The sequence below is a fragment of the Haloferax mediterranei ATCC 33500 genome (genome assembly GCF_000306765.2).
Lineage (GTDB): Archaea > Halobacteriota > Halobacteria > Halobacteriales > Haloferacaceae > Haloferax > Haloferax mediterranei.
Genome location: NC_017941.2, coordinates 2,408,023 through 2,434,485, shown reverse-complemented (window position 1 = coordinate 2,434,485; position 26,463 = coordinate 2,408,023). Strand labels below are relative to the sequence as shown.

Genomic DNA, 26,463 nt, shown 5'->3' with positions numbered 1-26,463 from the left:
TCACATGACCGACCATCCGCTCGATGTGACCGGTGTCGTCCTCGCTGGAGGACAGAGCCGCCGCTTCGAAGCCGGAGACAAAGCCCTTGCCACGCTCGGCGACGACCCGCTTTTGAAACGCGTGGTCGGTACTCTCCGCGCCGTGACGGGACGACCTCCTATCGTCGCTGTCCGAACGCCTGAGCAGCAAGCGCGACTGTCGACTGTGCTTCCGACAGCGTGGGACGTTCGATTCGTACAGGATGCGGAGTCACTTTCGGGTCCAGTCGCCGGTGTGACGGCGGCCTGTGCGGAAGCCGAAACGCCGTGGCTCTTCGTGGCCGGGTGTGATATGCCGCTTCTCGAACCGCGAGCCATCAGCGCATTGTTCGACAAAGCTGCGCAGGACTCCGCCCGAACCGCCTCCGCGATTGTTCCGCGTTCGGAAGGTGGCTACCACGAACCGCTGCACGCCCTGTATCGGTGCTCGGCGGTCCGCAACATTGCTTCCGCGCTCTCGACGGGTGACGGGTTCGGCGTCCTGCTGAAGCAACTCGCCGATGTCGACTACGTGCCGTTTGCCGACCTGCCGCGAGCGGTCCGAACCTCGGTGACGAACGTCAATACGTGTCGAGAACTCGAACGAATCGCAGCGCCGTGCGAGGCGAACCAATGAATCAGTCCCCGCCGGGCTGGAGCCGTCGGGCGTTTCTTGCGGCGACCGCCGGGCTTGCGACGACAACTGGCTGTGTCGGCAGGTCCTCGTCGAATTCGGCGGTCACGCTCCTCGTCGCCGGAAGTCTTCAGAACGCGCTCACGACTGGCTTCGAACCGCCGGCAGATACCCGCATCGAGGTCGAAGCTCACGGGTCGGCTCGGGCCGCCCGCATGGTCGCAGACCAGCAGCGTGACCCGGATATCGTCGCACTCGCGGACCCCGCGTTGTTCACGGCACCGCTTTCGGTTCCGTGGTATGCGACCTTCGCCAACAACGCAGTCGTACTCGCGTACAATCCATCGACGCCTGAAGGGAAGCGATTCGAATCCGCCGACACGTGGTTTGCTCCACTACTCGACGGTGGTGTTCGACTCGGCCGTACCGACCCTGACCTCGACCCGCTTGGCTACCGGACGCGGTTCGCGCTCACGCTCGCTGCCGACTACTACGACCGCCCAGCACTAGGCAACGACCTCCTGTCTCGCGAGCAAATCTATCCCGAGACGCAACTTCTTGCGCAGTTCGACGCCGGGAGCATCGACGCCGCGTTCGTCTATCGAAGTATGGCTGTCGAGCGGGGGTACCCGTCTCTCGACCTCCCGGCGGCGATTAATCTGAGTGATCCCGAACACGCCTCGTCGTACGCGACGACCAGTTACACACTCCCCGATGGGGTCGTCGTTCGCGGGTCACCCATTCAGTACGCCGCAACGCAGCGGACGAAAACCGAGGCCGCGACGGCCGTCTTCGACGCCCTCGTCGAAACCGCGACGGAGTACCTCGAATCGCACGGCTTTACCGTCCACGCCGAACAGCCCACCTACTCCGGAGATGTCCCAACAACACGCTAGCTATCGCTCCCGCGGTGGCTCACTCACGTCGGTATCGCAGTGGCGCGGCGTCACGCTGGTGCTCGCTTGCGTCCTCTTCGTCTATTATCTCCTGCCGGTCGTCGCGCTCTGGACGTCGCAATCGCCGAGCGCGTTGGTCGACGGCATTACGAGCGAGTTCGTTCTGACGGCGGCGACCAACTCAATCGTCGCGGCGTCTCTTAGCACGCTACTTGCGGTCATCTTCGGGGTACCGCTGGCGTACTGGCTCTCGCGGACGAAGTTCCGCGGGCAGAACGTGGTGCTCGCAATCGTGATGCTTCCGCTCGTCCTGCCGCCGGTCGTAAGCGGGATGTTGCTACTCAAAGTCGTCGGTCCGGCGGGACTCGGACGCGTGGTCACCGTTCCGCTGACGCGCTCGTTGTTCGGCGTCATTCTCGCCCAGACGTACGTCGCCTCACCGTTTCTGGTCGTCACCGCGAAGACGGCGTTCGATGGGGTCGACAGAGAACTTGAGGCGGCCGCCCGCTCGCTCGGCGAAGACGGACTCGGTGCCATTCGGCGGATTACGCTTCCGCTCGCCAAACCCGGGATTCTCGCCGGCGTGACGCTGACGTTCGCTCGGGCTATCGGCGAGTTCGGCGCGACGCTCATGATGGCGTACTATCCGCGGACCCTCCCCGTCCAGATTTGGGTGTCGTACCTCTCGACGGGTCTCGATGCGGCGCTTCCCGTCGCGGTCGTCCTCATCGGCATCGCGGTGAGTGCGATTTTCATCGTTCACGCGCTCGGGACGAATCCGTGGGAGTGAGACGCTGGACCTAATGGGACTCTTGTGGGGGACGTACTGTCTTATAGTAGTGTGAAAAATGCAGAATATCATTTGGATGGGAGTGCTGTGTCTCATCACTATTCATTTGAGCAGAACGCAATTATTTCCATCAGAAACTCCGGGAACAGAGCATGAGTCTCAACGAGGAAGCGGCCCATATGCAACACGCTCAGCGGCGATTCTGTGAGTCCGTCTGCGGTTTCCCTGCCACTGTGAGGGTTGGCCAGTCGATTCTTGCACGGCGATTGTGCATCCTGTGGGTGTTGGTGTCTTGTGAATGAGAAGAACCGCCACGCCCGGGTCGAACGAGCAAACAACTCGTCTCTCTGATGGGTTTGCTCACATCGATAAAGCTAGGTAACTACAATCTAAGCTCACTAGTAGTTCAACTATAACACAATATGGTTGGGTTGTGATTTGAGGTCTACGCTATTCTTGCGCGTCGACCACCGCAATCCCAGCGAGGTTGACGATATCTTTGACTTCGTCGCCGCGCTGGAGGACGTGGACGGGTTTGTCCATACCGACGAGCATCGGACCGATAGCCTCCGCGCCGCCGAGGCGCTGGAGGAGTTTGTAGCCGATGTTACCCGCTTCGAGGTTCGGAAAGACGAGGACGTTTGCAGGCCCGTCGAGTTCCGTGAAGTCGTAGGTATCGGTGAGCATCTCTTCGACGAGGGCCGTGTCGGCCTGCATCTCGCCGTCGACCGGGAAGTCAACGTCCGGGTCGTCATGCAGGCGTTTCACTGCATTCTGTGGCTTGGCGGTACCGGCGTTATTGACGCTGCCGAAATCGGAGTACGAGAGGAGTGCGGCGCGCGGTTCGACGTTGAACCGGCGGGCGAGCTCGGCTGTGTGTTTCGTCACCTCGGCGAGCACCTCTTCGTCGGGGTCGAGGTTGACCGTCGCGTCGGCGCAGAAAATCACGCGGTTCCTGAACGTCAGCATGTAGACGCCAGCGGCGTAGGTCGCGTCCTCGGCGGTGCCGATAAGCTGGAGTGGCGGTCGAAGCGCCGATGAGTAATGATGCGTGAGACCCGTGAGCATCGCGTCGGCATCGCCGATATCGACCATCACGCTGGCGAAGTGGTTCGAGTCCTGTTGGACGAGTTCGGCCGCCTCGGTTCGGGTGAGGCCCTTCCGCTGGCGTTGCTCGTAGAGGTGGTCGACGTAGTGGTTCCATTCGCCGTCGTGGGGGTTGGCGATGGTCGGGTCGAAATCGAGACCCAGTTCTTCGGCCGTCCGGAGAATCTCCGTCGTGCGCCCGATGAGAATCGGCTCGGCGATGCCGTCTTCGACCAGTTGACTCGCCGCGCGAATCATCTTCTCGTCTTCTCCCTCCGCGAGGGCGACGCGCTTGGGGTCGGATTTCGCCTTGTTGAGGACGACGCGCATCATCTCGCGGGACTTGCCGAGGCGCGCTTCGAGTTCTTCGCGGTACGCGTCGAGGTCGCGCTCGCGGCGTGCCGCACCGCTTTCCATCGCCGCCTCGGCGACGGCAGGCGTCACTTCGTAAAGCACGCGCTGGTCGAGCGGTTTGGGGATGAGGTAGTCGGGACCGAACTGCAGCGGTTCGTCGCCGTAGGCTTTGACAACGGCGTCAGGAACGTCCTGTCTAGCGAGGTTTGCAAGCGCCTCGGCGGCGGCGCGCTTCATCGCCTCGTTGATTTCGGTCGCGCGCACGTCGAGCGCGCCACGGAAGATGAACGGGAACCCGAGAACGTTGTTCACCTGATTCGGGTAGTCCGAGCGACCCGTCGCCATGATGACCGTGTCGTCGCGGGCGTTCTTGGCATCCTCGTAGGTAATCTCGGGGTCCGGGTTCGCCATCGCGAAGATGATGGGATTGTCGGCCATCGACCGGACCATGTCCTGACTCACGATGCCGCCCACAGAGAGACCGACGAACACGTCCGCACCTTCCATCGCATCTTCGAGTTCGCCGTCGTCGACGCCGCGGGCGAAGGGTTCGGTGTACTCGTTGAGGTCGCCTGCGTCGGCGCGACGCTCCGAGAGAATTCCGTCGATGTCGCACATCGTGATGTTCTCGCGGGGGATGCCGAGCGAAACGTAGAACCGGGCTGTCGCCGTCGCTGCCGCGCCCGCACCCGCGAAAGTGACCTGTAGCGAGGAGCGGTCTTTGTCGGCGATATCGACGGCGTTCAAGAGCGCCGCTCCGGAGATGATGGCCGTGCCGTGTTGGTCGTCGTGGAAGACGGGAATCGACATTTCGTCGCGGAGACCGGCCTCGATTTCGAAGCACTCCGGCGCTTTGATGTCTTCGAGATTGATGCCACCGAAGGTCGGTTCCATCGCCGCGACGGCCTGCACGAATGACTCGGGGTCATCGAGGCCGAGTTCGACGTCGAACACGTCGATGTCGGCGAAGCGTTTGAACAGGACGCCCTTGCCCTCCATGACCGGCTTCGACGCCTGCGCGCCGATATCGCCGAGACCGAGGACCGCAGAGCCGTTCGAGACGACACCCACGAGGTTTCCCTTTGCCGTGTAGTCGTACGCGACCGTTTCGTCATCTGCGATGTCGAGACACGGGGCCGCCACACCAGGGGAGTACGCGAGGCTCAGGTCGCGCTGCGTGTTCGTCGGCTTCGTCGTGGCAATCTCTATTTTCCCCGACGGTGGTCGGCGGTGGTAGTCTCGGGCGTCGTCCTCGAGTGTCATTAATCGTGATGCAGTCGTTGAGAAATGTAGCCTCTTCGCTCCAACAGCGAGGGCTGAGAAAATGCATTGGATAAAGCAATAGCTCAGTGAGTAGTTTTGTGAGCACGACTATGATTGTGTAGGTTGTCTGCAGAGCAGGCTACACAGTCCTCTCACAGCGACCGACCGCATCGCTCACGAATGCGGCGAAACGTGATTCCTTCCGGTTTACCGCAACCGACTCACGTCACACCTTCGAATAACACCCGCAGCCGACGAGTGAACAACCCGAAAACGACCGTGAAACTGTCCGCGCAGGCTCACCGAAGTTCGTCGTGCGGAATCGTGTACAGTCTTACTTCATCGTTGACTGTGATTCCGTCGGACTTGTCCTCGGCGAACAGGTCGGAGGCACGGTCGATTTGTTCTGTCGGATAGATGTGCTTCGCACTCCCGAACCCGTCGTAAACCTCGACGGAGACGGCGAACTCAACTTCGCTCTCGCCGTCGGGAGCTGAGTAGATTTCCACCGGTACAACGTCCCCTGCATCGAATTTCTTGTTGGCCATGCTTTGACAACCCACACCTGTGTCGATAACTCACAGCAGTAACCCACCCTCTTTTCGAGGTACTGCTTGAGCAGTTCGAATAACTCTTTAACCACCACTGACATAATTATTTCTCAAATCACATCACTCACGGCTCGGGGTTGATTCATTTAAAAGGCTCGTCACGGGGGCGACGACCTGCCTAGTATGATATACGTACGTTTGTTATACTTGGTTGGAGAGGCAGGAACTCCGACGATTTCGGTCAGGTATGGACTCCGTTGGGATTGGTTCGGGCCATTGGTTACCTTTCTGTAACAGTCTTCGACATAATTGTAACATAGATGATTGTTAGATAGAGTAAGCACAACGGGTTCATTTTTCGTTCACCGTGACGGCATGCGATTAGCAGAATTTGACGGATACAGTGGCCCTGATGAAGACAGTTCAAATACCCTGATATTCAAAAGTATTATGACGATTCTATTAGTTGAGAGATATATGAGTCGCTACCGCAGGCTCTCCCAACAAGGGTTGAGTCTCGCATTCACACTCATAATGGTAATCTCGGTCTTTGCAGGCCCCGTATCTGCAAGTCTCGGGAGTGCCACACATGAGGTACAGCCAGGCGGACCACCCGCCCAACAACTGGATACCGTTCCCAGTGACCAACTGACTACTGCATCCGAAAACATCAGTGTCTGGGACGGCGCGTTTCTCACGCTTCGGCCGAACACGTCCGACTCGCGGTTTGATTCGGCCCAGGCGTACAAGGTCAAGACTGTCGACACGTTCGTCAAATCGAGTGTCGCCAACAAGGACCTTCAGAAGAACCCCGTCTACGTCTATAACGCCGGTTCGGAGGTTCCCTTCACCTTCGAAGGCGTTTCGAACGACCAGCTAATCGACGGGAAAGAAGTCCAACTCGTCGCAGCCAAGATGGAAAAGGGTGCCTCGGTGCCCCGAAACATCTCCGCTGTTGCACAGAAACTCACCAATGACGAGGACGTGACCGCGTCTGTCGTCGGCTCGACAACTGGAACCGAAAACGAGAATTCGTTCTCGTTTACGCCCAACGAGTCCGGCCTCTGGATGTTCGCGGTCGCCACCGTCGATGACGGTACCGGTTTCTCCGACACCGACTCTGACGGTAACCTCGAAACGAACGGGAACGTCACCTTCGTCGGCGTCGACGCCCTCCCCGTCCACGAAGGCTCGTCGTCAGTAGACGTCCCAGAACTCGCTGGCAACGGCCAGAACGTGACAGTCTCCGTTGACGCCTCGTCGCTCGATGCGTCCGAGGTCACTCACACGGTCGCCATCTTCAACGAGTCCGACCTCACGAAGTACGACCAGACTATCAACGCGACGGACCGCTCGAACATCACGCTCGAGACCGAAATCGCGCGGGTCAACGGCACGGGTGACATCCCGTCCAACGCGAATATTATGGGCGTCGCCCCCGGCTCGCAGTCGTACTCCGGGAGCGTGACGGCCCTGTCAGTTTTCGAGCGCTTCAACAACTCCACCTCCAATTTCGACAACATCTCGGTTGTCGGCCCAAAGGCGACGGTTCACGGCTCTGCCGTGGCGAAGGTTGCGGGTAACCAGACAACCGTTGAAGTCCCCATCGCTGACGACGCCCCCGCGGGCGAGTACGTCGTGATGCACGTCGCGACGAACCAGTCCGGGACGAACTCGGTGACGGACCGAGAACCGCTGCAGGTCGCAGAGAGTGTCCAACTCAACCTGACGGCGAACACGACGTCCCCGCTCGCAGGCAATGACGTGAAATTCACTGTCACGCGCGAAGACACCGGCGCGACAGTCGAAGACGCGAACGTCACGGTCGATGGAACGAGCATGCAAACGAACGCCAACGGTGTGGCGACGGTCCCTGTCGACACGTCCGGGACGCTCACCGCAACCGTCTCGAAAGCGGTTGCCGGTGGCGAAGTGTTTGCTGACGACACGCTCGCACTCGACGTGCAGTCACCCGCAACGTTCGAATACAGTAACCTGACCGTCGAACCGCGGCAGGTCCTCCCCGGTTCCAACGTGACCGTGAACGCGACCATCGAGAACGTCGGCGATATCGCAGGAAGCTACAATGCGACACTCGTCGTCGACGGGACCGCTCAAACCTCGTCGACCGGTAACCTGACGCCCGGTCAATCGACGACGGTGAGCTTCACGAAGACGTTCAACACCGCCGGTAGCTACAACGTCACTATCGATGAACGCTCGACCGAGAGCGACGAACTCATCTCGAAGTCCGTCCGCGTCGTCGCGGCCGCAAATTCGAGTGTGACCAACGTGTCGGTCGCTCCGTCGACTATCGACACCGCCGAGCGCTACTCGATCACCGCGACGGTCGAGAACACCGGCGGACTCTCGGACGTTGTCGACCTGACGTACACCGTCTCCAACGAAAGTACGGAAGAAGTCTACAACACCACGCAGACGCTCGTCGTCGGTCCCGACGCGACCGAACAAAAGACCGTCTCGACGCTCGCCCCGCAGGAACTCGGCTCCGACGACATCGAGAACTTCACCGTCGAAGTCAACGATGTCGAGGCGAACACGAAGCTGACGGTCGCGAAGTCCGACCGGCTTCCGCCGACGATTCGACTCCAGACGCCGTCGCAGGGGCTGACCCCGTACGGCACGCCCATCAACCTCTCCGTTACTGATGGCTCGGGCGTCGACTCGGCAACCTACAGCTTCGGTAACGACTCGAAGACGCTCTCGCTCGACGCGAACGGCACCGCGACTATCGCGACCGACTCGCTCGAAGAGGGTCAGAAGACGCTCACCGTCACCGCGACGGACACGGAGGGTAACGAACTCACGCGGACCTTCGAGTTCGACTTCGTCTCCTCGCCGCGTATCAAGAGCGTCACCCCGACGGACGTCGTCGGTCCGTCGAGCACTATCAACGCGACGTTCGCCGACAACCGCCACGGTAGCTCGGAGACGGGCATCAACGCCAGCGCGACGACGCTCGTCATCGACGGGCAGACCGTCGACCTCTCGGGTGCGACGACCAACACCGAGTCCGCGCTCGAAATCGACTTCTCCGAACTCGGCGTCTCGCTGACCGAAGGCGAGATGACCGCGAAGCTCACGGTCGAGGACGACGCTGGTCACGCGACCTCGCGTCTGTTCACCTTCGAGTACGACGAGACGAAGCCGACGGCTGACCTCTCGACGGATATCTCGGAGCACGTGAGCGCCAACAACACGGTTAACGTCACGCTCGACGCCGGGGATGCGAACCTCGAAACCGCACAGTTCGTCGTCGAAGACTCCAACGGCGATGCGGTCTACACGCGCGACGTGACGACGCTCGCACAGGCGAGCGACGACTCGTTCGTCGTCGAGTGGGACGCCACTGACGACAGCGGTAACAAACTCTCCAACGGCAACTACAACCTCACGCTCGTGAGCACCGACGCTGGTGACAACAGCCAGGTCGGCAACGCGACCGTCTCTGTCGACAACAACTTGCCGACGTACGACCTCGCGTCCATCGACGGCACCGACAGCACGGTCTACACGAACGACTCGGTCAACGTCACGTACAGCACTGATGAGAACGTCACCATCGTATACACGCTGGAGTCTGAAACCGGCGTGAAGAAGACGTTCACGCGAACGTCGGGCCAGACGTCCGGTGCGGACCACACGCTCGACGTGACGTCCGCACTCTCGGACGGCACCTACAGCGTGAAAGCGACGGTCACCGACGAAGCGAACAACGAGCGCGTCGTCACCCGGAACAACCCGGTCGTAGTCGACACGACGAAGCCCGGAATCGCGGCAACGCTCGACTTCAACGAGGCGACGGGGAACCTCACCGTCAACGTGACGAGCACGGAATCGCTCGCCACGACGCCGGACGCAGAGGTTACGTACCCCAATTCGAACACGGAAGCCCTGACGCTCACGAAGGTCGGCTCGACGACGTGGACCGACGAACTCGACACGAACGCGTCCGGCGAGTACACGCTGGACGTTTCCGGAACCGACCTCGCCGGCAACTCGGCGAGCGACACCAGCACCTCGAAGGTTGAGGGTCACAACTTCTCGGACGACAAGACCGTCCTCCTCGTGAGTGCGAGCGGCGACACGTTCATCCACATCAACGCCAGCGACTCGGCGAACCTGCCGGACGGCCAGACGGTCATCACGCTGTCCGATACGAACGTTCCGCCGAACGCGCTCTCACAGGGCACCGCAGCAACGCGGTACCTCGAAGCGAACTCCGGACTGTCCGACGACCAAATCGAGGAAGTCTCCTACGGCTTCAGCGAAGACCTCGACACGACGGGACAGGGCTTCTACATCACCTACATCGAGAACGGTGGGACGAAGGTCCTCCCGACTGAGCGCCAGACCGACCCGTTCGGTCTCAACGGTGACTACTACGTGGGGACCCGCGGTGGACTGTCCACCTACGGTGCAATGGTGAACGATACGACCGCGCCGACGATTACCTTCGACACTCCGGCCGAAGGCGCAACGTTCAACGAGACCGAGAACACGGTCGACGTGAACGCCACGCTCTCGGACGACGTCGAAGTCAACGAATCGTCGGTCACAGTCACGCTCGACAACGGCACCGACAGCATGGACGTCACTGGCTCGGCGGCTATCACCAACGAGTCGGTGAACTACACGACGCACGCGCTGGCACCCGGTGACTACACGGTGACCATCGAAGCGTCGGACACGAACCTCACGGCGAACACGGCGACCGAGCAGGTCAACTTCACCATCGAAGACGACCGCGAAGCGCCGTCGTTCACTTCGTTCAACCCGACCGAAGGGGAGACGTTCCCGTTCGGAACGTCCGAGTTCCGCCTCAACGCGACCTACGAGGAAGCAAGCGATGCGGTGAACGACACCGGCATCGACACGCGGAACATCACCGTCCTCTACGACGGTGAAGACATCACCAGCGCGGCCGATGTCACGGCAAGCGGATTCGACACCAACGTCACGGTAAGCGACACCGAGACGCACAACCTGACGGTCCGCGTGCCCGACAAGGCCGGTAACAGCATCGAACAAACGACGAACTTCAGTGTCACGGCTGACGACACTGACCCCGCAGTCGAGATTACGAACCCCGCAGAGGGCGACGAACTCTCGAACACGACGACGTACGCAAACGTCACGGCGACCGTGTCGGACGCTGAGAGCGGTGTGAACCTCAGCTCAGTTGCGGTCACCTTCGACGGCACGGAGGTCACGAGCGCGGCGAACCTCGACGACCTCTCGAACATCTGGTTCAATAAGACGGGTCTCGAACCCGGCACGAGCCACACGGTCGTCGTCTCCGCGGCCGACGCGGACGGCAACGTCAACCAGTCGACGGTCAACTTCACGGTTGCCCCCGACGAGACCGCGCCGGAAATCACGCGAGTGAGCTCGAAGGACCAGACCTTCGACAGCACTGGCACCCTTGCTATCGAAGTGAACTACACCGACCCCGAGAGCGGTATCGACGCCTCCGCGGTGACGCTACTGCTCGACGGCGAGGATGTCACTGAGAACGCGACCGTCCATCCGAACCCCGGTGCCTCGCTCGAACTCAGTTCGAGCGACATCGGCTCCGGTGAGCACCAACTTGGTGTCCACGTCACCAACAACAATGGTGACCTGACGGCGAACGAGACGACGTTCTCGGTCAGCCAGGGTTCGGACATCCAGGTCACGAACGCTGGTCTCAACACGACCGACGTACAGATTAACGACCCAGTTGAAGTGAGCGCCACCGTCGAGAACTTCGGCGACGAGGACGGTACGATGGCTCTCGGCGTTACCGGCGAGAGTCAGGCCGGCACGACCGACTTCGGCGTCACGAAGTCCGTCGAGGTCAACGCCTCCGAATCGAAGTCCGTGAACTTCGTCATCACGCCGGACGACGCAGGTACCTACAGCGTCATGGTCAACGGAACGACCACGACCAACGCGCTGACGGTCACCTCGCCGAACGCGGATATCCAGGTGCTCAGTGAGTCGTCGGTCAGTCCGACGACGCTCCTTGAGAACGAGGAGACGACCGTCACGGTCACCCTCGGCAACCTCGGTGGGTCGGGCGGAACCATCTCGGGTGACGTGACCCGAAACGGTTCCACTGTCTACCAGATCCCGAGCACGACGATTGCCTCGGGTGCGAAGAAGACGTTCACCTTCACCGACACGCCGCCGTCGACCGGTGACTACGTCTACACCTTCAACGGCGCTGAAGTTGGAACGGTTACCGTCTCCCAACGCGCGCCGTCCTTCAGCGTCGACGCCGGTTCGAGTTCCATCTCGGAGCAGACGGTCAAACCGGACGAGACGTTCACCGTCTCGGTCGATGTCGACAACGTCGGTACCGCTCGTGGAACCTTCAGCAAGGCCCTGAAGGCGAACGGAACCGCACTCGCAACCGAGAGCGTCACGCTTGACGCTGGCGGCTCGAGTACGTTGACGTACTCCACGTCGATTGACTCTGACGGGAACTACACCCTCACGGTCGATGGCGTCACGCTCGGAACGATTACCGTCAAAACCCCAACCACCGGCGGTGGCGGTGGCGGCGGCGGTGGTGACGACGCGGACGACGCCTACGAGAGCGGCCGTCTCTTCCACGAGACGCAGTTCGACGCGCCGCTGAAGGGTGGCGAGTCGGTCTCCGCTGCGAACATCACCTTCAGCAACGAGACGACTGGTCAGGTCACCGTGGAAGAACGGACCAGCGTCCCCGGAATCGTCGGTGAGCCTGCGGAAACCGCGGTCGGCTACGTCAAGATTCAGGTTCCCGCTTCGGCACGCGACGAACCGTCGACGCTCACGTTCTCGGTCAGACAGAGCAGACTGGACGACCTCGACCTGAGCGCGTCGGACCTTCAGGTCCAACGGTTCAACGGCGACACCGGCGAGTGGGAAGCACTCGACACGCGCGTGGTCAACGAATCCAGCGACACGGTCGTTCTCGAGGCTGAAACGCCCGGGTTCTCCTACTTCGCCATCACGTCGAAGCAGGTGACGACCACGACGACCGAACCGCCGACGACCACGACGACTGAACCGCCGACGACGACCGACGAACCGCCGACGACGGACGAATCGCCCACCACGACGGGTGAACCGGCCACGACGGGTACTGGCGTCCCCGGCTTCGGTGCCGTGCTCGCCGTGATTGCGCTGCTCGCGGTCGCACTCATCGCGGTGCGCCGCGACTAGTAACCGCTCGACGCGGTTCGTTTCATTCCTTTTTCATCTTTTGCGGTCCGAGAGCGACGCAACTGCCTACAGATTTTTATTACCGGTGTCCAAATCGGACAACGATGCCTCGACCCCGTTTCTTGATTTTTGCCCTTGTGGTTGCTGCGGTACTCCTCGCAGCGGTCGCACCCCCAACTCTTGGGGCGAGTGGCAACTACGATATCGACATCGACGGTTCCATCGACACCGTCGACAGAACTGTTTCGACAGAACGCGGCGACTTCCTCGTCACTGAGGTCGGCCGTGCCGACGCTGGCGATAGCGTCGGAGTCTCGGTTGACGCACCGAGCGGTGCCGAATACTCGATTATGATTCACGACGCCGACGAGAATATCCGCCGGTCGATTTCTCGCACCGGCGACGACTCAAAGTCATTCGATACCGACGGACTCGAACCGGGCACTTACTCCGTCTCGGCCACCAACCAATCGACCGAGGAGGTGCACGACGTTGAACCGCTCGTGATTCGCGCGTACCGCCTCACGGTCAACGCCGACGACGCCGTCGAAAATGGCAACGACCTCGACGTGACGGTCGAACTCGACCAAGTCGAGTCGGGCGAACCCGTCGAAACCGTCCAAGTCGTCCTCGCGAACGACTCCAAGAACACCCGAGTCGACGCTTCGAAAGTCAACGATTCGAACTACTCGGCGTCGGTCTCGACCGACGACTTCGCAACCGGCGACTACTCGCTGTACGCAGTCGTCCGCACCGACGACAAGGCGATGGGCGAGAACGAACTCGTCGGCGTGAGCGACGCTTCGACGGTCGAAGTCGTCGACCAGAAGGAATCCGAAACCTCGACGCCCGGCGGTGGCGGGTCCGGTGGCGACCCGTCCGACGGCGATTCGTCGGATGGCGACTCCGATTCCACGAACAAGACCACGACGACCACGTCGAACAACTCGACGACGCCGACGACCACGACAAACAACCCGACGACCACGACGACCACCGAAGGGACGGACCACTCGGAGCCCACGACTACGGCAACAACGACGACGGACAACGTCGTGACGCCAAACGAGTCGGCAACGACGACCGAGCAACCGACGACTTCGTCGGACGTCCCGAACACGGCACCCCAAGCGCTGTTCGGTGTGCTCGTCGTCTTCGCTGTCGGCCGACGACTCGTCCGTAACTGACTGACGCCACCATCTCGGTTGGCTCTTTTATGTAGCTTTCATTGGTAGCGATTGGGCTGACCGGAGCGACTGGGCTGGAGTGGCCGGGGTGACCGGAGTGACCGGAGCGTCCGACTAGACGGTGGTAATCGAGCGCTTCGCCGTGGCTATGCAGTCGAGACCCATTCTTACATTGACACGCCAGCTATATGCTCCGTCGCGCATCACGTGGGGTAATGGCTGATTCGGTCTCCGAACATCGCCCCCGTTCAGTAGACGACGCAGCGACTGCTCTCCATTGTGAGCGTGTCGTTCGGGAGTACTCACGCGGTCCCGACTCGCTTTTTTCCCGTGGGTCGGACGCGCCGACGGTTCGTGCCCTCGATGGCGTCTCCCTGTCGATTTCGACCGGTGAGTTCGTCGCCATCGCCGGCCCGAGCGGCAGCGGCAAGTCGACGTTGTTGCACCTCCTCGCCGCCCTCGACACGCCGACGCAGGGTGACGTGACCGTCGCCGAAACCGACGTTCGTTCCCTGTCCGCTCGCGGTCGGACGAAGCTCAGACGCGATACCATCGGCATCGTCTTCCAGCATTTCCACCTGTTGCCCTCGCTTTCGGCTCGCGGCAACGTCGCACTCCCGCTTATCGAACGCGGCGTCTCCAAACGAGGGCGTCGCAAGCGCGCCGACGAACTGCTCGAACAGGTCGGACTCGCCGACCGCGCCGGGCACAAACCGGGCGAACTCTCCGGCGGCGAGCAACAGCGCGTCGCGATTGCACGGGCGCTCGTTTCTGACCCCGCGGTTCTCATCGCCGACGAACCGACGGGCGAACTCGACACGGAAACGGGCCAACGCGTCCTCGACTACATCGAACAGACGGCCTCTGACCGTGCGGTCGTCGTCGCAACGCACGACGACCACGTCATCGACCGGGCCGACCGCGTCGTTCGCCTCCGTGACGGTGTTGTGGTGAGCGATGAGTAGGCGGCATCGACTGCTCGGCATCCTCGGACTTGCTGTCCGGCGTATTCTCGGTCGCCTGCGGACGACCTCGTCCAAGCAGGTCCTGTTGAGCGTCCTCGGCGTCGCGCTCGCGGTGACGCTCATGACGACCGTCAGCGGCATCGCGCTCGGGATGGGTGCGGAGAACGCGATTCAAAGCGAGGATGTCGACTACTGGGTCGTCCCCGAGGCGAGTACGGCCTCTTCGGTCGCGGTCGACGTCGGCAGTCCGCAACTCGGTAACACACACGCGATTACCGAGCGACTCGACACGGACGAGCGCATCGACTACGCGACGCCGGTCCAGACGCAACTCGTCCGGTTGTCTCCCGGCGATGGAAACGGGTCCACAGAGGAGTACGTCCTGGTTGCAGGCATTATCCCACCCGAAAAGCCGACGAAAGTCGTCGGCGTCCCGACGGACGCGCTCGAACCGGGAGACCCCCACTATGCAAACGGCACCTACGAAGGGCCGCGAACCGGCGAACTCGTGCTCAACGAGGCCGGTGCAGAGCTGTTGGGTCTCTCGGCTAGCGACGAAGTGACCGCAACGGTCGGCAATTCGCGTGCGACGTTCACGGTCACCGACGTTCGGCAGGCCGACGTTTCGAGCGGCGTCGGTCCCGTTCCGGTTGCACTCGTCCACCACTCGGAACTCCAGACGATGACTGGGTCGACTTCTGGCGACCTCGCGGACCAACTCCTCGTAAGCACGAACGCCGCGGGCGTGAAGTCGGACATCGAAGCGGTGTATCCGCGAACTTCGGTCGTCACGCAGACCGGGCTAGCGGTTCGCGGCGCGTCTACGTCGAGTCTCCCGCTCGCGATGGCCGCCGTCTCACTTACCGTCGCCATCCTCGTCGGCGTCCTCTTCGTGGCGACCATGATGGGGCTCGAAGTCAACGCTGACCGGCGCAATCTCGCCGTTCTCTCGGCGATGGGCTATCGAACCGGCTCACAAACGCTCCTCGTCGTCGCGGAGACGGTCATCGTCGCTACTATCGGCGGCGTCATCGGCGTCATCATGGGTATCGGCGGCATCCATCTGACGAACGCGATTACACAGGAGATACTTGGTGTGCAGGTCGCGCTGTTCGACCCGATTCTCATCGGGTACAGCGTCGCCGTCGCGGCGGCTATCGGGCTTATCTCGTCCGTGTATCCCGCGTGGCTCACCTGGCGAACCCCGACACTGGAGGCGATGTCGCATGACTGATTCCGACCCGACTACTGCGCGATTCCCGCGACTCGCTCGCGCTCGCGCCGCGGCGGGCATCGCGTTCTCGCAACTCTCGCACGCCCGCGGGCGGACGGTTCTGACCGTTCTCGGCATCACGCTGGCCGTGCTCGCGGCGACGCTTCTCGCCGGAACAGGTATCGGTGTTATCCAGACGGGTCAACAGAAGTTTGACGCGGCTGGCCGCGACGTGTGGGTTACCGGCGGCCCGGTTCGGTTCTCGCCAGCCGGTGTCGGCGGCTTCGAGAACACTATTGTCGGCGCACACGAGTTAGACGCCGAGTTAGAGGCCCACGAAGACGTTCAGGTGGCGGTTCCGATGGCGTTCCAGACAGTGTACGTCAAATCGAACGACACGGACTATCAGACGCTCATCGGTGTTGGGTCGCCCGCCCACGGCGGGTCGGTTCAGATTACGAACGGCTCCGGATTCAGTTCTAGAGACGTACACTACGCCGACGGCAACTATTCCGGGCCGATGACTCACGAGGTCATCATCGACCAGCGAACCGCCGACATGATGAACGTCTCAATCGGCGACTCGCTGTACATCGGCGGGACAACGGGTATTGCTCGGAAAAACGAGTTTACCGTCGTCGGCATCTCGCCGACGTTCTCGCGGTTCCTCGGCTCGCCGAGCGTCGTCGTCCAGTTGAGCGAACTACAAGAAGTGACGGGAACGACCGGCACTGACAAAGCGACGATTATGACGCTCACCGTCGCCGACGACGCCGACCCCGAAGCGGTTGCGGACGACCTCGAAGCGGAGTATCCGGCCTACGATATTCGGACGAACAAGGAGCAACTGAAAGAGATTCTCCGCGACCAGGCGGTCCTCATGGCCGCCGGCGGAAGTCTTGTCTTCCTCGCGCTGCTCGCGGGGCTTGCGCTCACCGTGAATATCCTGCTCTCGCACGTGTACCACCAACAGCGGGAGTTCGCCGCGCTCAAGGCACTCGGTACGTCCTCGTCGACGCTCTCGTTGACGCTCGTCGTGCAGGCGCTCGTCCTCGGGACTGTCGGCGGTATCCTCGGCGTCGTACTCAGTTTCCCGGCCGCGCGCGGTCTGAACCGACTGGCGAAACTCGTCGTCGGGTTCGGTGATATCGTCGTCCTCCCACAGTCCGTCCTCATCGGCGGCTTTGCCATCGCGTTCCTGATGAGCCTCATCTCGTCACTCGTCGTCAGCCGACAAATTGCCGGTATTCGACCGCTTGAGCACCTGTAAGGCGTCGGCTGTCCGCGGCGGCGACGATTTACACCGCTTTACGCACCCGCACCCACAAGCGATAGTTTAGTTACCCCGGACTGACCACCACTGCATATGGCAACGGCACGACGTGAGCGATTCATCCGTGCACAACTCGCGTGGATGCTCGGAGCGACGCTCATCCTCGTTCTCCTCGACTCGCTGTCCTACGAATTGGTGTTCGTCGTGTCGCTCATCGGCTTTCTCGTCATCGTCGAACTCACCGCGCCCATCGCAGTGACGCCGACGTGGCGGCGCAGACTCCTGTGGCTCATCGGCGGCGGACTCGTGGTCTTCGGATACATCGTCATACGACGGATTCTCGACATCCTTCCGTCGGGGGTGGTCTGAGTGCGTATCGGGTCTCGCGAGGTTGGCTATCCGCACCTCCTCGCAGCGGGCTTGCTCCTCACGATGCTCATCGGCGTCGGCATCGGTGCGAGCACGTCTTCGTCCACCTACGGCGCGTTCAACCCCGCGTGGGACGGTGGCTCCGGCGTTCGTGACGTTGCGGCGGACTCGCCCGCCGAGACGACCATTGCCTACAACACCACCGACTACGGCGAGGCTAAGGCGTCCCAGTCGGTCGCATTCGTCATCTCTCCTGAGACAGGGTACACCGACGCCGAGTCGGCCCGCATCGAGTCGTTCGTCCGCGACGGAGGGACACTCGTCGTCGCCGACGACTTCAGACCGCACGGGAACGCCCTCTTGACCCGGCTCGGCGCAAGCGCGCGCATCAACCGGACGCCGCTTCGCGACGACCGCCACCAATTCAAGTCGGGCGCGCTCCCGATAGCGACGCAGACGACATCGGACTCACTCACCAGTAACGTAGACCAACTCACGCTAAACCACCCGGCGACGGTGGCAGCGAACGAAAGCACCGTGCTCGTCCGTTCGTCGAACTTCTCGTACCGCGACACCGACGGCGACGAGGAACTCGACGAGTCCGAGTCGCTCCAGTCGTATCCCGTCGTGACTACTGAGCGACTCGGCGCTGGCGAGGTTGTCGTCGTCAGCGACCCGAGTATCTTCATCAACTCGATGCTCGAACAACCGGACAACCGCGCCTTCACAGCGTCACTTGTAGGGTCACACGAGACCGTCTTCCTGGACTTCTCACACACCAAGGAACGACCGCCGCTTCAGATTGCACTCCGCACCCTTCGCGACTCAGCTAGCCTCCAGTTACTCTTCGGCGTCGTCGTCGTCGGCGCACTGGCCCTCATCTCCCGGCGCGGCCGATTCGAGTTGTAACGACTGTTGCGGTCGTGCTGTTCGACAATACTCGTTTCCTCTCGTCCACGACTTGATTTTTTGTCTCAACTCTGTCGAAAGTCCGCACTTATTTGTGGTCGCCGTCCGGAGTAGCAGTAAGAATGAGTGCTCCCGAAGAGGTCTACTCAGCCATCCTCGACGAGACATCACAGCTCCTCGTCGGGAACGAAGACGCGATTGAGGCGCTTACAATCGCGTTACTAACCAACGGACACGTACTCCTCGAAGGGGTCCCGGGCGTCGCCAAGACGACGATTGCGAACCTCTTTGCGCACGCCGCGAACCTCGACTACCAGCGGATTCAGATGACACCCGACGTGCTTCCGGCGGACATCACCGGCACGCACATCTACCGCGAGAATCTCGGTGAATTCGACCTGCAGCGGGGTCCCGTCTTCTCCAACGTCGTCCTCGCCGACGAGATTAATCGGGCGACACCGAAGACGCAGTCCGCGCTGCTGGAAGCGATGGAAGAGGGGCAGGTGACAATCGAGGGCGAGACGCTCAAACTCCCCTATCCGTTCATGGTCATCGCAACCCAGAACCCAATCGAGTACGAAGGGACGTTCAACCTCCCCGAGGCCCAGCGCGACCGCTTCCAGTTCAAGGTCGTCGTCGACCTTCCCGAGCGTGCGGACGAACGCGAGGTTCTGGAACGGTTCGACAACTCACCGTCGCTCAAGCCGTCGGACATTTCGAACGTCATCAGCGACGCCGATATCGGCGCAGCGCGGAAGGTCGTCACGAACGTCCACGTCGCCGACAAAGTGTTCGACTACATCCTCGACCTCGTCTCTGCGACGCGAACCCACTCCGCGGTCGACTTCGGCGCATCTCCCCGTGCCTCGCTCGCGTTCCTGCGAGCCGGGAAGGCTGCCGCAGCGATTCGTGGCCGCGACTACGTCATCCCCGACGATGTCAAGCGACTCGCGCCGCTCATCCTCTCGCATCGTCTCGTCCTCGGGACGGAAGCGGATATCAGTGGACGCAACCCGAGAGAAATCGTCGATGAAGTCGTCGACACCGTTCCGACACCGGAAGTCGAGTTAGGCGATTCGAAGCCGCCGTCGGTTGCGAGCGACGACTAAGCGCGGTCCGGGTCTCGATTCGATTCAGTTCGCTTTTTCGGTATCTTCGATTCCGTCGACTCCTGCAGCCGGCTCAGAGGTACCGTCACCCGATTTAGAAATATCGCCACCCGTTTCAGGAATATCGTCACCCGTTTCAGGAATATCGTCACCCACTTCCCAGCGGCAGGTAACGGCGAAACTCGTCTCGTCACCGGGTGTCACCTCGGTGGTGACTGGCGTGTCGAGTCCGCGAGCGACGGTGACGCCGAGGAACGATGCAACAGGCGTGTCGAACGTCTCCGCCGACGCGAATCGACAGCCTTCGACGCGGACGGTGAGTCGGCCATCTGCGGCGTCTGTCTCCGTTGTCGTCGTCTCCACGAGTTCGAACAGTTCGACGAGCGCGTCGGTGGTCTGACGGGCGAGCGTCGTCGGGTCGTCACCGAGCGGACCGTCGCTGCTCCGCTCGAATTCGTCGAACAGACCGACGCCGCTCGGGGTGAACGTGACGCCGCGCTGTGTCTCGTCGTCGGTGACGACGAACGTGTCGCGAAGCGCGTCCGGGTCCGGGAGCGTGTACGACCGGTGCTCGGGAACGAATAGGCGAACTGTTTCCCTCTCAGCGTCGGGGACGTATACAGTCGTGTCCTGAAGCCCGAGTTCGTTGACGATGGCCCCGTGGTTTGCCGCGTGTGCTTGGAACACCGATGACCCGATGCCAACGGGGATGAACTGCTCGGGGCTGAGATATCGCGTCACGGCCGCGGCGAACAGCCCGATTGCGCCGAGAACGACGAGCACCTCTCGGACAGGTGGGAAGAGCGCAGCACCCAGTACCCCGGCGACACCGAGCGCGGCCAGCACGGCGGTTGCCTGTCGGTACTGGCTCTGTCTGAGGCTGTCGTACCGCTGTCTGAGCCGGGCGTTCTCGCGGCGGAGTGCAGCGAGTTCGGACGTGTTTTCGGTGTCGGAACTGCCCTGCGTCGGGGACGAGACGGGACCGTGTGACTGCCCGTTCGCCAGTTTGCGGTTATTCCGCTTGTCTACACTCATCGGTCAGCCTCCGCGGAGACGAACCCGAGTGTGACGCGCTCGTACCGGTGCAGCGCGTACGAGATGGTCACCGCGAGTACGACGAACACCAGTGCGGACTGCCACGCCCACTTGAGACTCGCCCAGAGCGCCCAGACCGTCCCGAGCGCGACGAAGAACGCCGCCGTCAACCGGGTGAGTCGGGGTCGGTCCGGCGGCCACGAACACGCCGCACTCACGAGAAGTGGGAATGTCGCAACCTGTGTGGCAGTCACTAACCACATGGTCTCTGCCGACAGCAACGAGATTACCCAGAGTTGCGCAATGATAAACGCGGCTGGACCGGCGGTAGCGAGTGCGCCACCGAGGACGGAAAGACCAGCAACGACGCCCCACACACCGCCCGTGAGCGTTAACGCGCCGGTGAGTAGGAACACGCCGACCGCGTCTGCGGGGGTAAGCTCGTTTGACTCCAACACAGTTCGAATCGTCGGGATGCGCTGTTTCAGCGTTGTTTCCATCGAGTATCACTCCACCGTCGCGGCCGTCTCGGCCGTCGCCAGTTCAACTGCACTCCGCGGTGCGACTTCGTAGGCGGTGACGTTCGGCAAGCGGTCGAGGCGCTTTCGGAACTGCTCGAAGTCGACAAATCCGTCGAATCCATCGCCGGAAGCCGTCGGTACGTCGCCGAACAACACGTTCGGCGTGAGAAAGACCGTCGTCTGACTGCTTCGTTTCGATGCGACGACGACGGACTCGTAGGTCTCGACTTTCGCCGAGTCGTCGGTAACGAGAACGAGGTGGTCCTCGCGGTCCGAGCGCAAACACGAGGCTTTGACTGCATCGAAAAGCGGCCGGTCGCTAACCCGCGAGACGTAGCTAGTCCCGTCGGAAAGGAACGGCCGAAGTGTCGTCGCAAACGCCGACTCGTCGCCGACGAGCGACTGGCTTCGCTTGCGGGCGTCTGCCGGCGCAACCGGTCGCGACGACTCGACCGTTCGGCGGTCGCCGTCTGTCGGTGTGACCTCCAGCAACTCCCGCCGAATCGTCTGGTATGCGTTCGATGACGACGACGGGCCGAACTCCCACGTCGTCGCGCTGTCGTCGACGAACTGTGCCGAAACCGGGTCACCGTGCAATTCCGCCGCGTGGATACAGCCGAGTGCGACTTCGCGCGCGTACGAGAACATCGTTCGACCCGTCGGCCCGCTGTTCATGTGCGACCCCATGTCGACGACGAGCGAGAGCAGATAGTCGGACGCAGACTCGAACTCGCGGATGTACGGTTGGTTCATCCGGGCTGTCGTCCGCCAATCAATCTGCGAGAGCGTATCGCCCGGGAGGTACTGCCGCGTCTCGTGGGGAACCAACCCCGGTCCAGTCTGGTCGCTCGAATGGTCTCCGAACGTCGCACCGACTAACTCGCCGCCCTGCCCGATGTGGACGCCATCGGGGGCCGGCGGTTCGACGAGACAGCGGGCATCGACATCCAGCGTCACCGTCTCGGTGAAGTATCCTGCTCGGTCTTCGATTGTGACACGGACAGTGTCGAACGCGATTCGCCCGGCAATCGGGAACTCGACGCTGCACGTGGTCGAACCGGCGGTCGCGCCGGGTTCGATGGTGACTGTCCGGCGACTCCGCTCCGGTGCGTCCACACTCGGTGGTGCGACGAGTTCGACTTCGACGGGTGAATCGAGCGCGTCGGGCATCGATGCGGTCATCGTAACTGCGGTGCGGTCGCCGACGAACGCGGTCGCACGGTCGACCGAAACGGTCGCCGAAAGAGACTGGTCGACCTTAGTCATCGTCCGCAGCGCGCCGAACTGCGCAACTACGAGCCACGCGGCAAGACCGCCCGCGGCGAAAAGCGGCGTCGACTCGCCGAGGAGGACTGCAAAGACGGCGAAGAAGCACGCAGTTCCAGCGAGCACGGCCCACCGACGGGTCGGAAGCATCGTGGTGTCGATTCGTTGCACCGAAGTTGAATGTTTGTGTTCTCCGACGTGTAACCGGGCTACGATGGTTGTTGTCTATTGCCGTGTCGATTCATTCCAACTATCATATTGTCTGACGACCACGTCCCTCACGACCTTATACAGTTGCTAAACGCGAAAAAACCGCTGCGAGCGACTGTACGTCGATTTTCCCCAACACTCCTCAGATTTCTCACACCCCGTACCGGTTCAAATGCGAAAACCCATTACGGTCGCACGTTTGGCTACGAGTAGTGCGTAGAGACTGGAGTCGTTCGGTTTGTCTACTCTGGACGCTACTGATCGTGGTGAGTGCCGTCACGACAGCACCCGTTGCTGCCGTTTCGGCGATTGCCGACGAGAAAGCGCCAGTAGCCCCCGCGCTCGGCGAGCACCAGTCGCTGCCGCAACAGACTGCGGGAGAGACGAACAACACCAGCGGCGTAATTCACGAGAACCCCGACGAGGTCGACGACGAGGACGACCTCAATCGCCTCATCTCCTATCTCTCCGGCGAGCTGAACACACAGATTGGGTCGAGTACGCTTCGACTCAGTCAAGGCGAGTACGAAGCCGCCAAATCGGCGCTCGGCGACGACTACGACGATTCGCTTAGCAAATACGTCGATGTCGAAGGCGAGACTGATGGGGACGGTTCCCGCGAGGAGTACGAAACCGTCCAGGAGACACAGCGCGAGTATATCGACACCGTCCGCGAGTTCCACGAGACGCGCCGGAAGTACGAAGCGGCGAAACAGGCTGGCGAGACGGAGCGCGCTCGCGAACTCGCTCGGCGACTGTCGCGCCTCGCTGAGGACGGCGAAACGCAATCGGGGAGTTTAGTTGACATGTTCGGCAGTATCTCGAACGAGACCGACAGCGACCTCACAGAGACGAGCACCCAACTCGCGTCGATTCAGTCCAACATCACCGAGCAGCGAAACGAGATTATCGGCCGCGAGTTCATTGCGACGAACCTTACTGTCGAGTCGTACGAGCAAAATATCTCCTTTACTGACCCGTTAGTGCTGTCCGGTTCACTCGCAACCGACAACGGAACGCCAGTCGAGGCGACGAATGCGAGCTTTGCCATCGGCGGACAGACGCTACAAACGGCAGTCGACGCCGACGGACAGTTCGAACTCACGTATCGACCAATACGGGTCCCAGCGAACAGTTCGGAACTCACCGTCACGTATCTCCCATCGAACTCGTCGGTGTACCAGATATCGGAGCAGACGATTCCCGTGTCGGTTACGCAAGTGACCGCGACGACGGCACTGTCTGGCCCCGCGAAGTCGGCGTACGGATACGCGGATTCGGTCTCCCTTCGTGCGACCGTGTCGGTAAACGAGACGCCGATTGCGAACTACCCGATTTCCGCATCGCTCGGTGGCGTCCCGCTGTCGACGGCGGAGACAGATTCGAGCGGCCGGTCGACGCTTACCGGAACGATTCCTGCGACTGCTTCGGTTGGCACCGCAGCGATTCGGGTGGCACCCGACCGTGATGGCCGCGCCGTCCGGTTCGAACCGGGAACGGTGTCGGTTCCCATCACGAGCGAGGAGACGGCGCTTGATGTGCGCGCCCGCACATCGGCGAACCGGACCGTCGTCATCGATGGACAACTCGAAACACAGGAGGGCGAAGCGGTCGGCGACCAACCTGTTACCGTCAGCATCGACGGTCAGACCATCGATACGGTCACAACCGGTGAGTCGGGAACGTATCGGACGACAATCGACCTCCCGGCAGACGTGAGCGCGAGGAACGCGACAGTTACGGTTGCGTTCGACGGTGACGGGACGAACCTCGACTCGTCGTCAGCGACGACGGACATTCCGCGCCCGAGCGGTGGTGGTGAATCGGCGGGCGGCGGGCTTCCGTTCGGCCTATTTGACCTTCTGTGGGTCGTCTCAGGCACGGCAATCGTCGGACTCGTCGCCGCGGTTCTCCTTCGACGAGGTAACGAAACGGCCGCCTCTGACGGGGGTACCGCAGAACCAGTCATCTCGACTCATGACGAGGAAACAGAGCCGGAATCGGCCGACGTGGTGGCCACCGCGCTCGAATCTGCGGTGGACTCGCTCTCTGCGGGCCGACCGAATGATGCTGTCGTCGTCGCCTACGCGGGAGCACGGAACGCACTCGCAGCAGCAACCGATATCGATGCCGCCGCGACCCACTGGGAGTTCTACGAGCAGTGTGTCGATGCGGAGGTCGGCTCTGCCGAGTCGCTCGAATCACTCACCGCTGGCTACGAAACAGCGGCGTATAGTGGTGTTTCGGTGAGTGAGGACGATGCCGAACAGTTAGTCGAGACGGCGCATGCGCTCGTCGATGCAACTGAACCAGACACGTTGACCAACTGATTTTTGTGTCTCTACTTCCCATCCCCAGATAGATGGCGGCGCGCTCAGACTGGAGACTTTACTTTCCCGAGCCGATTCGAGCCCTTCCGGCCGACCTCGCCGTAGTGCTCGCAACAGTCGTACTGACGCTCATTGCGGCACTCACACCCGGACTCAACCAGACACCGCTTCGAGACATCATCGGCCTCCCGTTCGTTCTATTCGTTCCCGGATACACACTCATCGCCGCACTCTTCCCCGAGTGTGGTCCAACATCGAACGAACCAGACGGCGACTACAGCGGAATCGACGGTATCGAGCGGGTCGCACTCTCGTTCGGGGCGAGTATCGCTGTCTCCCCCCTCATCGGACTCGTCCTTAACTTCACGCCGTGGGGGCTTCGACTCGTCCCTATCCTCACCGCAGTGGGCGGGTTTACCGTTGTCACTCTCGTATTTGCGTCGGTCCGTCGGAACGCACTCCCCGAAGACGAGCGTTTCGCCGTCCCGTACGAGACGTGGATCGACGCGGCGAAGGGAGAGCTTTTCGACCCCGATTCCAGCACGGACGCGGTATTGAACGTCGTCCTCGTCGTGAGTCTGCTCCTCGCAACGACGTCTGTTGGCTATGTCGTTGCAGTGCCCAACGACGGCGGCGAGTCCTTCAGCGAACTGTACCTTCTCACCGAAGACGGAGACGAACTCGTGGCAGACAATTATCCTGAAACACTCGTTCAGGGTGAACCCACCTCGCTCGTCCTCGGTATCGGTAATCAGGAACACCGGCCGGTGAACTACACCACGGTCGTGTTACTCCAGCGGGTCGAAGTGGAGAACAATTCTACGACCGTCCTCGAAGAAGAGCGACTCAAGACGTTCTCACCGCAACTCGAACACAACGAGACGTGGCACCAGGAACACCAGATTCAGCCGACGATGACCGGTGAGCGCCTCCGACTGACGTACCTACTCTACAAGGAAGCGCCGCCGGAATCGCCGACTATCGAGAATGCGTATCAAGAAGTTCACCTCTGGGTCACGGTTCGCCCCGAGTAACGTTCAGTCGCTGGCGGCGTGACTCCCCATTACCAGAGACTGACATCTGTCTGACTTCGACCTCCGGAGAGAGGTTCGATACGCTATTTAACGCGACAGAGTCTTCTGATTGTCGTATATTTATAGACATAGCTAGACATTTGTAACCCACTAGTCGTGTAAAATACTAGTGTTCTTAATTTTATCACTCGTGATAATTGTTAAGTAATGTTTACGGTACTGCACACCGAATATT

Annotated in this window: 18 protein-coding genes; 13 read left to right on the top strand and 5 right to left on the bottom strand. The window is 61.4% G+C overall.

Annotation, left to right across the window (positions count from 1 at the left end):
* Nucleotides 1-4: 4 nt before the first annotated feature.
* From mobA to HFX_RS12420, 3 genes are read left to right on the top strand one after another with little or no spacing between them, the layout of a single operon-like run.
* Entirely contained in the window at nucleotides 5-655 is a 651-nt protein-coding gene (gene mobA / locus HFX_RS12430) for a molybdenum cofactor guanylyltransferase (protein WP_004059625.1), read from the top strand.
* Nucleotides 652-1,548: an extracellular solute-binding protein gene (locus HFX_RS12425; protein ID WP_004059626.1), complete on the top strand. Its 897-nt coding sequence runs from the start codon at nucleotides 652-654 to the stop codon at nucleotides 1,546-1,548. The genes mobA and HFX_RS12425 overlap by 4 nt, the downstream gene beginning before the upstream one ends.
* The gene (locus HFX_RS12420; protein WP_004059627.1) at nucleotides 1,529-2,338 is read left to right on the top strand and encodes a molybdate ABC transporter permease subunit; all 810 of its coding nucleotides are present in this window, start codon (nucleotides 1,529-1,531) and stop codon (nucleotides 2,336-2,338) included. The genes HFX_RS12425 and HFX_RS12420 overlap by 20 nt, the downstream gene beginning before the upstream one ends.
* Nucleotides 2,339-2,788: 450 nt before the next feature.
* On the opposite strand, the gene HFX_RS12415 is transcribed toward HFX_RS12420, so the two are convergent.
* On the bottom strand, nucleotides 2,789-5,041 hold the full coding sequence (locus HFX_RS12415; protein WP_004059628.1) for an NADP-dependent malic enzyme: 2,253 nt from the start codon (nucleotides 5,039-5,041) through the stop codon (nucleotides 2,789-2,791).
* Nucleotides 5,042-5,340: 299 nt separating this feature from the next.
* Nucleotides 5,341-5,589: a hypothetical protein gene (locus HFX_RS12410; RefSeq protein ID WP_004059629.1), complete on the bottom strand. Its 249-nt coding sequence runs from the start codon at nucleotides 5,587-5,589 to the stop codon at nucleotides 5,341-5,343.
* Nucleotides 5,590-6,126: 537 nt separating this feature from the next.
* Between HFX_RS12410 and HFX_RS12405 the strand changes: the two genes are divergently transcribed.
* From HFX_RS12405 to HFX_RS12370, 8 genes are all read left to right on the top strand, one after another.
* Nucleotides 6,127-12,807: a PGF-pre-PGF domain-containing protein gene (locus tag HFX_RS12405; RefSeq protein WP_004059630.1), complete on the top strand. Its 6,681-nt coding sequence runs from the start codon at nucleotides 6,127-6,129 to the stop codon at nucleotides 12,805-12,807.
* Between the two features lie 104 nt (nucleotides 12,808-12,911).
* Nucleotides 12,912-13,994: a cell surface protein gene (locus tag HFX_RS12400; protein ID WP_179955340.1), complete on the top strand. Its 1,083-nt coding sequence runs from the start codon at nucleotides 12,912-12,914 to the stop codon at nucleotides 13,992-13,994.
* Between the two features lie 215 nt (nucleotides 13,995-14,209).
* Nucleotides 14,210-14,959, top strand: a complete 750-nt coding sequence (locus tag HFX_RS12395) for an ABC transporter ATP-binding protein (protein ID WP_004059632.1) — start codon at nucleotides 14,210-14,212, stop codon at nucleotides 14,957-14,959.
* Nucleotides 14,952-16,193 (top strand): ABC transporter permease, encoded by a 1,242-nt coding sequence (locus HFX_RS12390; protein ID WP_004059633.1) that lies wholly within the window; start codon nucleotides 14,952-14,954, stop codon nucleotides 16,191-16,193. Before HFX_RS12395 ends, HFX_RS12390 begins: the two co-directional genes overlap by 8 nt.
* Nucleotides 16,186-17,442, top strand: a complete 1,257-nt coding sequence (locus HFX_RS12385; protein WP_004059634.1) for an ABC transporter permease — start codon at nucleotides 16,186-16,188, stop codon at nucleotides 17,440-17,442. Before HFX_RS12390 ends, HFX_RS12385 begins: the two co-directional genes overlap by 8 nt.
* Nucleotides 17,443-17,538: 96 nt before the next feature.
* On the top strand, nucleotides 17,539-17,814 hold the full coding sequence (locus HFX_RS12380; RefSeq protein WP_004059635.1) for a hypothetical protein: 276 nt from the start codon (nucleotides 17,539-17,541) through the stop codon (nucleotides 17,812-17,814).
* On the top strand, nucleotides 17,815-18,723 hold the full coding sequence (locus tag HFX_RS12375; RefSeq protein WP_004059636.1) for a DUF4350 domain-containing protein: 909 nt from the start codon (nucleotides 17,815-17,817) through the stop codon (nucleotides 18,721-18,723).
* 122 nt (nucleotides 18,724-18,845) lie between these two features.
* A complete protein-coding gene (locus HFX_RS12370; RefSeq protein ID WP_004059637.1) occupies nucleotides 18,846-19,832 on the top strand; it encodes an AAA family ATPase in 987 nt (328 codons plus the stop codon).
* 24 nt (nucleotides 19,833-19,856) lie between these two features.
* On the opposite strand, the gene HFX_RS12365 is transcribed toward HFX_RS12370, so the two are convergent.
* The 3 genes from HFX_RS12365 to HFX_RS12355 are packed head-to-tail and all read right to left on the bottom strand — an operon-like array spanning nucleotide 19,857 to nucleotide 22,804.
* Complete coding sequence (locus tag HFX_RS12365; RefSeq protein ID WP_004059638.1) at nucleotides 19,857-20,867, bottom strand: hypothetical protein; 1,011 nt, start codon at nucleotides 20,865-20,867, stop codon at nucleotides 19,857-19,859.
* Nucleotides 20,864-21,367: a hypothetical protein gene (locus tag HFX_RS12360; RefSeq protein WP_004059639.1), complete on the bottom strand. Its 504-nt coding sequence runs from the start codon at nucleotides 21,365-21,367 to the stop codon at nucleotides 20,864-20,866. The genes HFX_RS12365 and HFX_RS12360 overlap by 4 nt, the downstream gene beginning before the upstream one ends.
* A gap of 6 nt (nucleotides 21,368-21,373) precedes the next feature.
* Nucleotides 21,374-22,804: a DUF58 domain-containing protein gene (locus HFX_RS12355; RefSeq protein WP_004059640.1), complete on the bottom strand. Its 1,431-nt coding sequence runs from the start codon at nucleotides 22,802-22,804 to the stop codon at nucleotides 21,374-21,376.
* Between the two features lie 323 nt (nucleotides 22,805-23,127).
* Between HFX_RS12355 and HFX_RS12350 the strand changes: the two genes are divergently transcribed.
* Both HFX_RS12350 and HFX_RS12345 read left to right on the top strand, forming a co-directional pair.
* Nucleotides 23,128-25,194 (top strand): hypothetical protein, encoded by a 2,067-nt coding sequence (locus HFX_RS12350; RefSeq protein WP_004059641.1) that lies wholly within the window; start codon nucleotides 23,128-23,130, stop codon nucleotides 25,192-25,194.
* A 32-nt stretch (nucleotides 25,195-25,226) separates the two neighbouring features.
* A complete protein-coding gene (locus tag HFX_RS12345; RefSeq protein WP_004059642.1) occupies nucleotides 25,227-26,228 on the top strand; it encodes a DUF1616 domain-containing protein in 1,002 nt (333 codons plus the stop codon).
* Nucleotides 26,229-26,463 lie beyond the last annotated feature (235 nt).

Excerpts from the sequence above, each read along its gene's own strand:
- HFX_RS12410 (WP_004059629.1), bottom strand. The coding sequence starts at position 5,589 with ATGGCCAACAAGAAATTCGATGCAGGGGACGTTGTACCGGTGGAAATC.
- HFX_RS12420 (WP_004059627.1), top strand. The coding sequence starts at position 1,529 with ATGTCCCAACAACACGCTAGCTATCGCTCCCGCGGTGGCTCACTCACG.
- mobA (WP_004059625.1), top strand. The coding sequence starts at position 5 with ATGACCGACCATCCGCTCGATGTGACCGGTGTCGTCCTCGCTGGAGGA.
- HFX_RS12365 (WP_004059638.1), bottom strand. The coding sequence starts at position 20,867 with ATGAGTGTAGACAAGCGGAATAACCGCAAACTGGCGAACGGGCAGTCA.
- HFX_RS12415 (WP_004059628.1), bottom strand. The coding sequence starts at position 5,041 with ATGACACTCGAGGACGACGCCCGAGACTACCACCGCCGACCACCGTCG.
- HFX_RS12395 (WP_004059632.1), top strand. The coding sequence starts at position 14,210 with ATGGCTGATTCGGTCTCCGAACATCGCCCCCGTTCAGTAGACGACGCA.
- HFX_RS12355 (WP_004059640.1), bottom strand. The coding sequence starts at position 22,804 with ATGCTTCCGACCCGTCGGTGGGCCGTGCTCGCTGGAACTGCGTGCTTC.
- HFX_RS12345 (WP_004059642.1), top strand. The coding sequence starts at position 25,227 with ATGGCGGCGCGCTCAGACTGGAGACTTTACTTTCCCGAGCCGATTCGA.
- HFX_RS12385 (WP_004059634.1), top strand. The coding sequence starts at position 16,186 with ATGACTGATTCCGACCCGACTACTGCGCGATTCCCGCGACTCGCTCGC.
- HFX_RS12425 (WP_004059626.1), top strand. The coding sequence starts at position 652 with ATGAATCAGTCCCCGCCGGGCTGGAGCCGTCGGGCGTTTCTTGCGGCG.
- HFX_RS12405 (WP_004059630.1), top strand. The coding sequence starts at position 6,127 with ATGGTAATCTCGGTCTTTGCAGGCCCCGTATCTGCAAGTCTCGGGAGT.
- HFX_RS12370 (WP_004059637.1), top strand. The coding sequence starts at position 18,846 with ATGAGTGCTCCCGAAGAGGTCTACTCAGCCATCCTCGACGAGACATCA.
- HFX_RS12380 (WP_004059635.1), top strand. The coding sequence starts at position 17,539 with ATGGCAACGGCACGACGTGAGCGATTCATCCGTGCACAACTCGCGTGG.
- HFX_RS12390 (WP_004059633.1), top strand. The coding sequence starts at position 14,952 with ATGAGTAGGCGGCATCGACTGCTCGGCATCCTCGGACTTGCTGTCCGG.
- HFX_RS12400 (WP_179955340.1), top strand. The coding sequence starts at position 12,912 with ATGCCTCGACCCCGTTTCTTGATTTTTGCCCTTGTGGTTGCTGCGGTA.
- HFX_RS12360 (WP_004059639.1), bottom strand. The coding sequence starts at position 21,367 with ATGGAAACAACGCTGAAACAGCGCATCCCGACGATTCGAACTGTGTTG.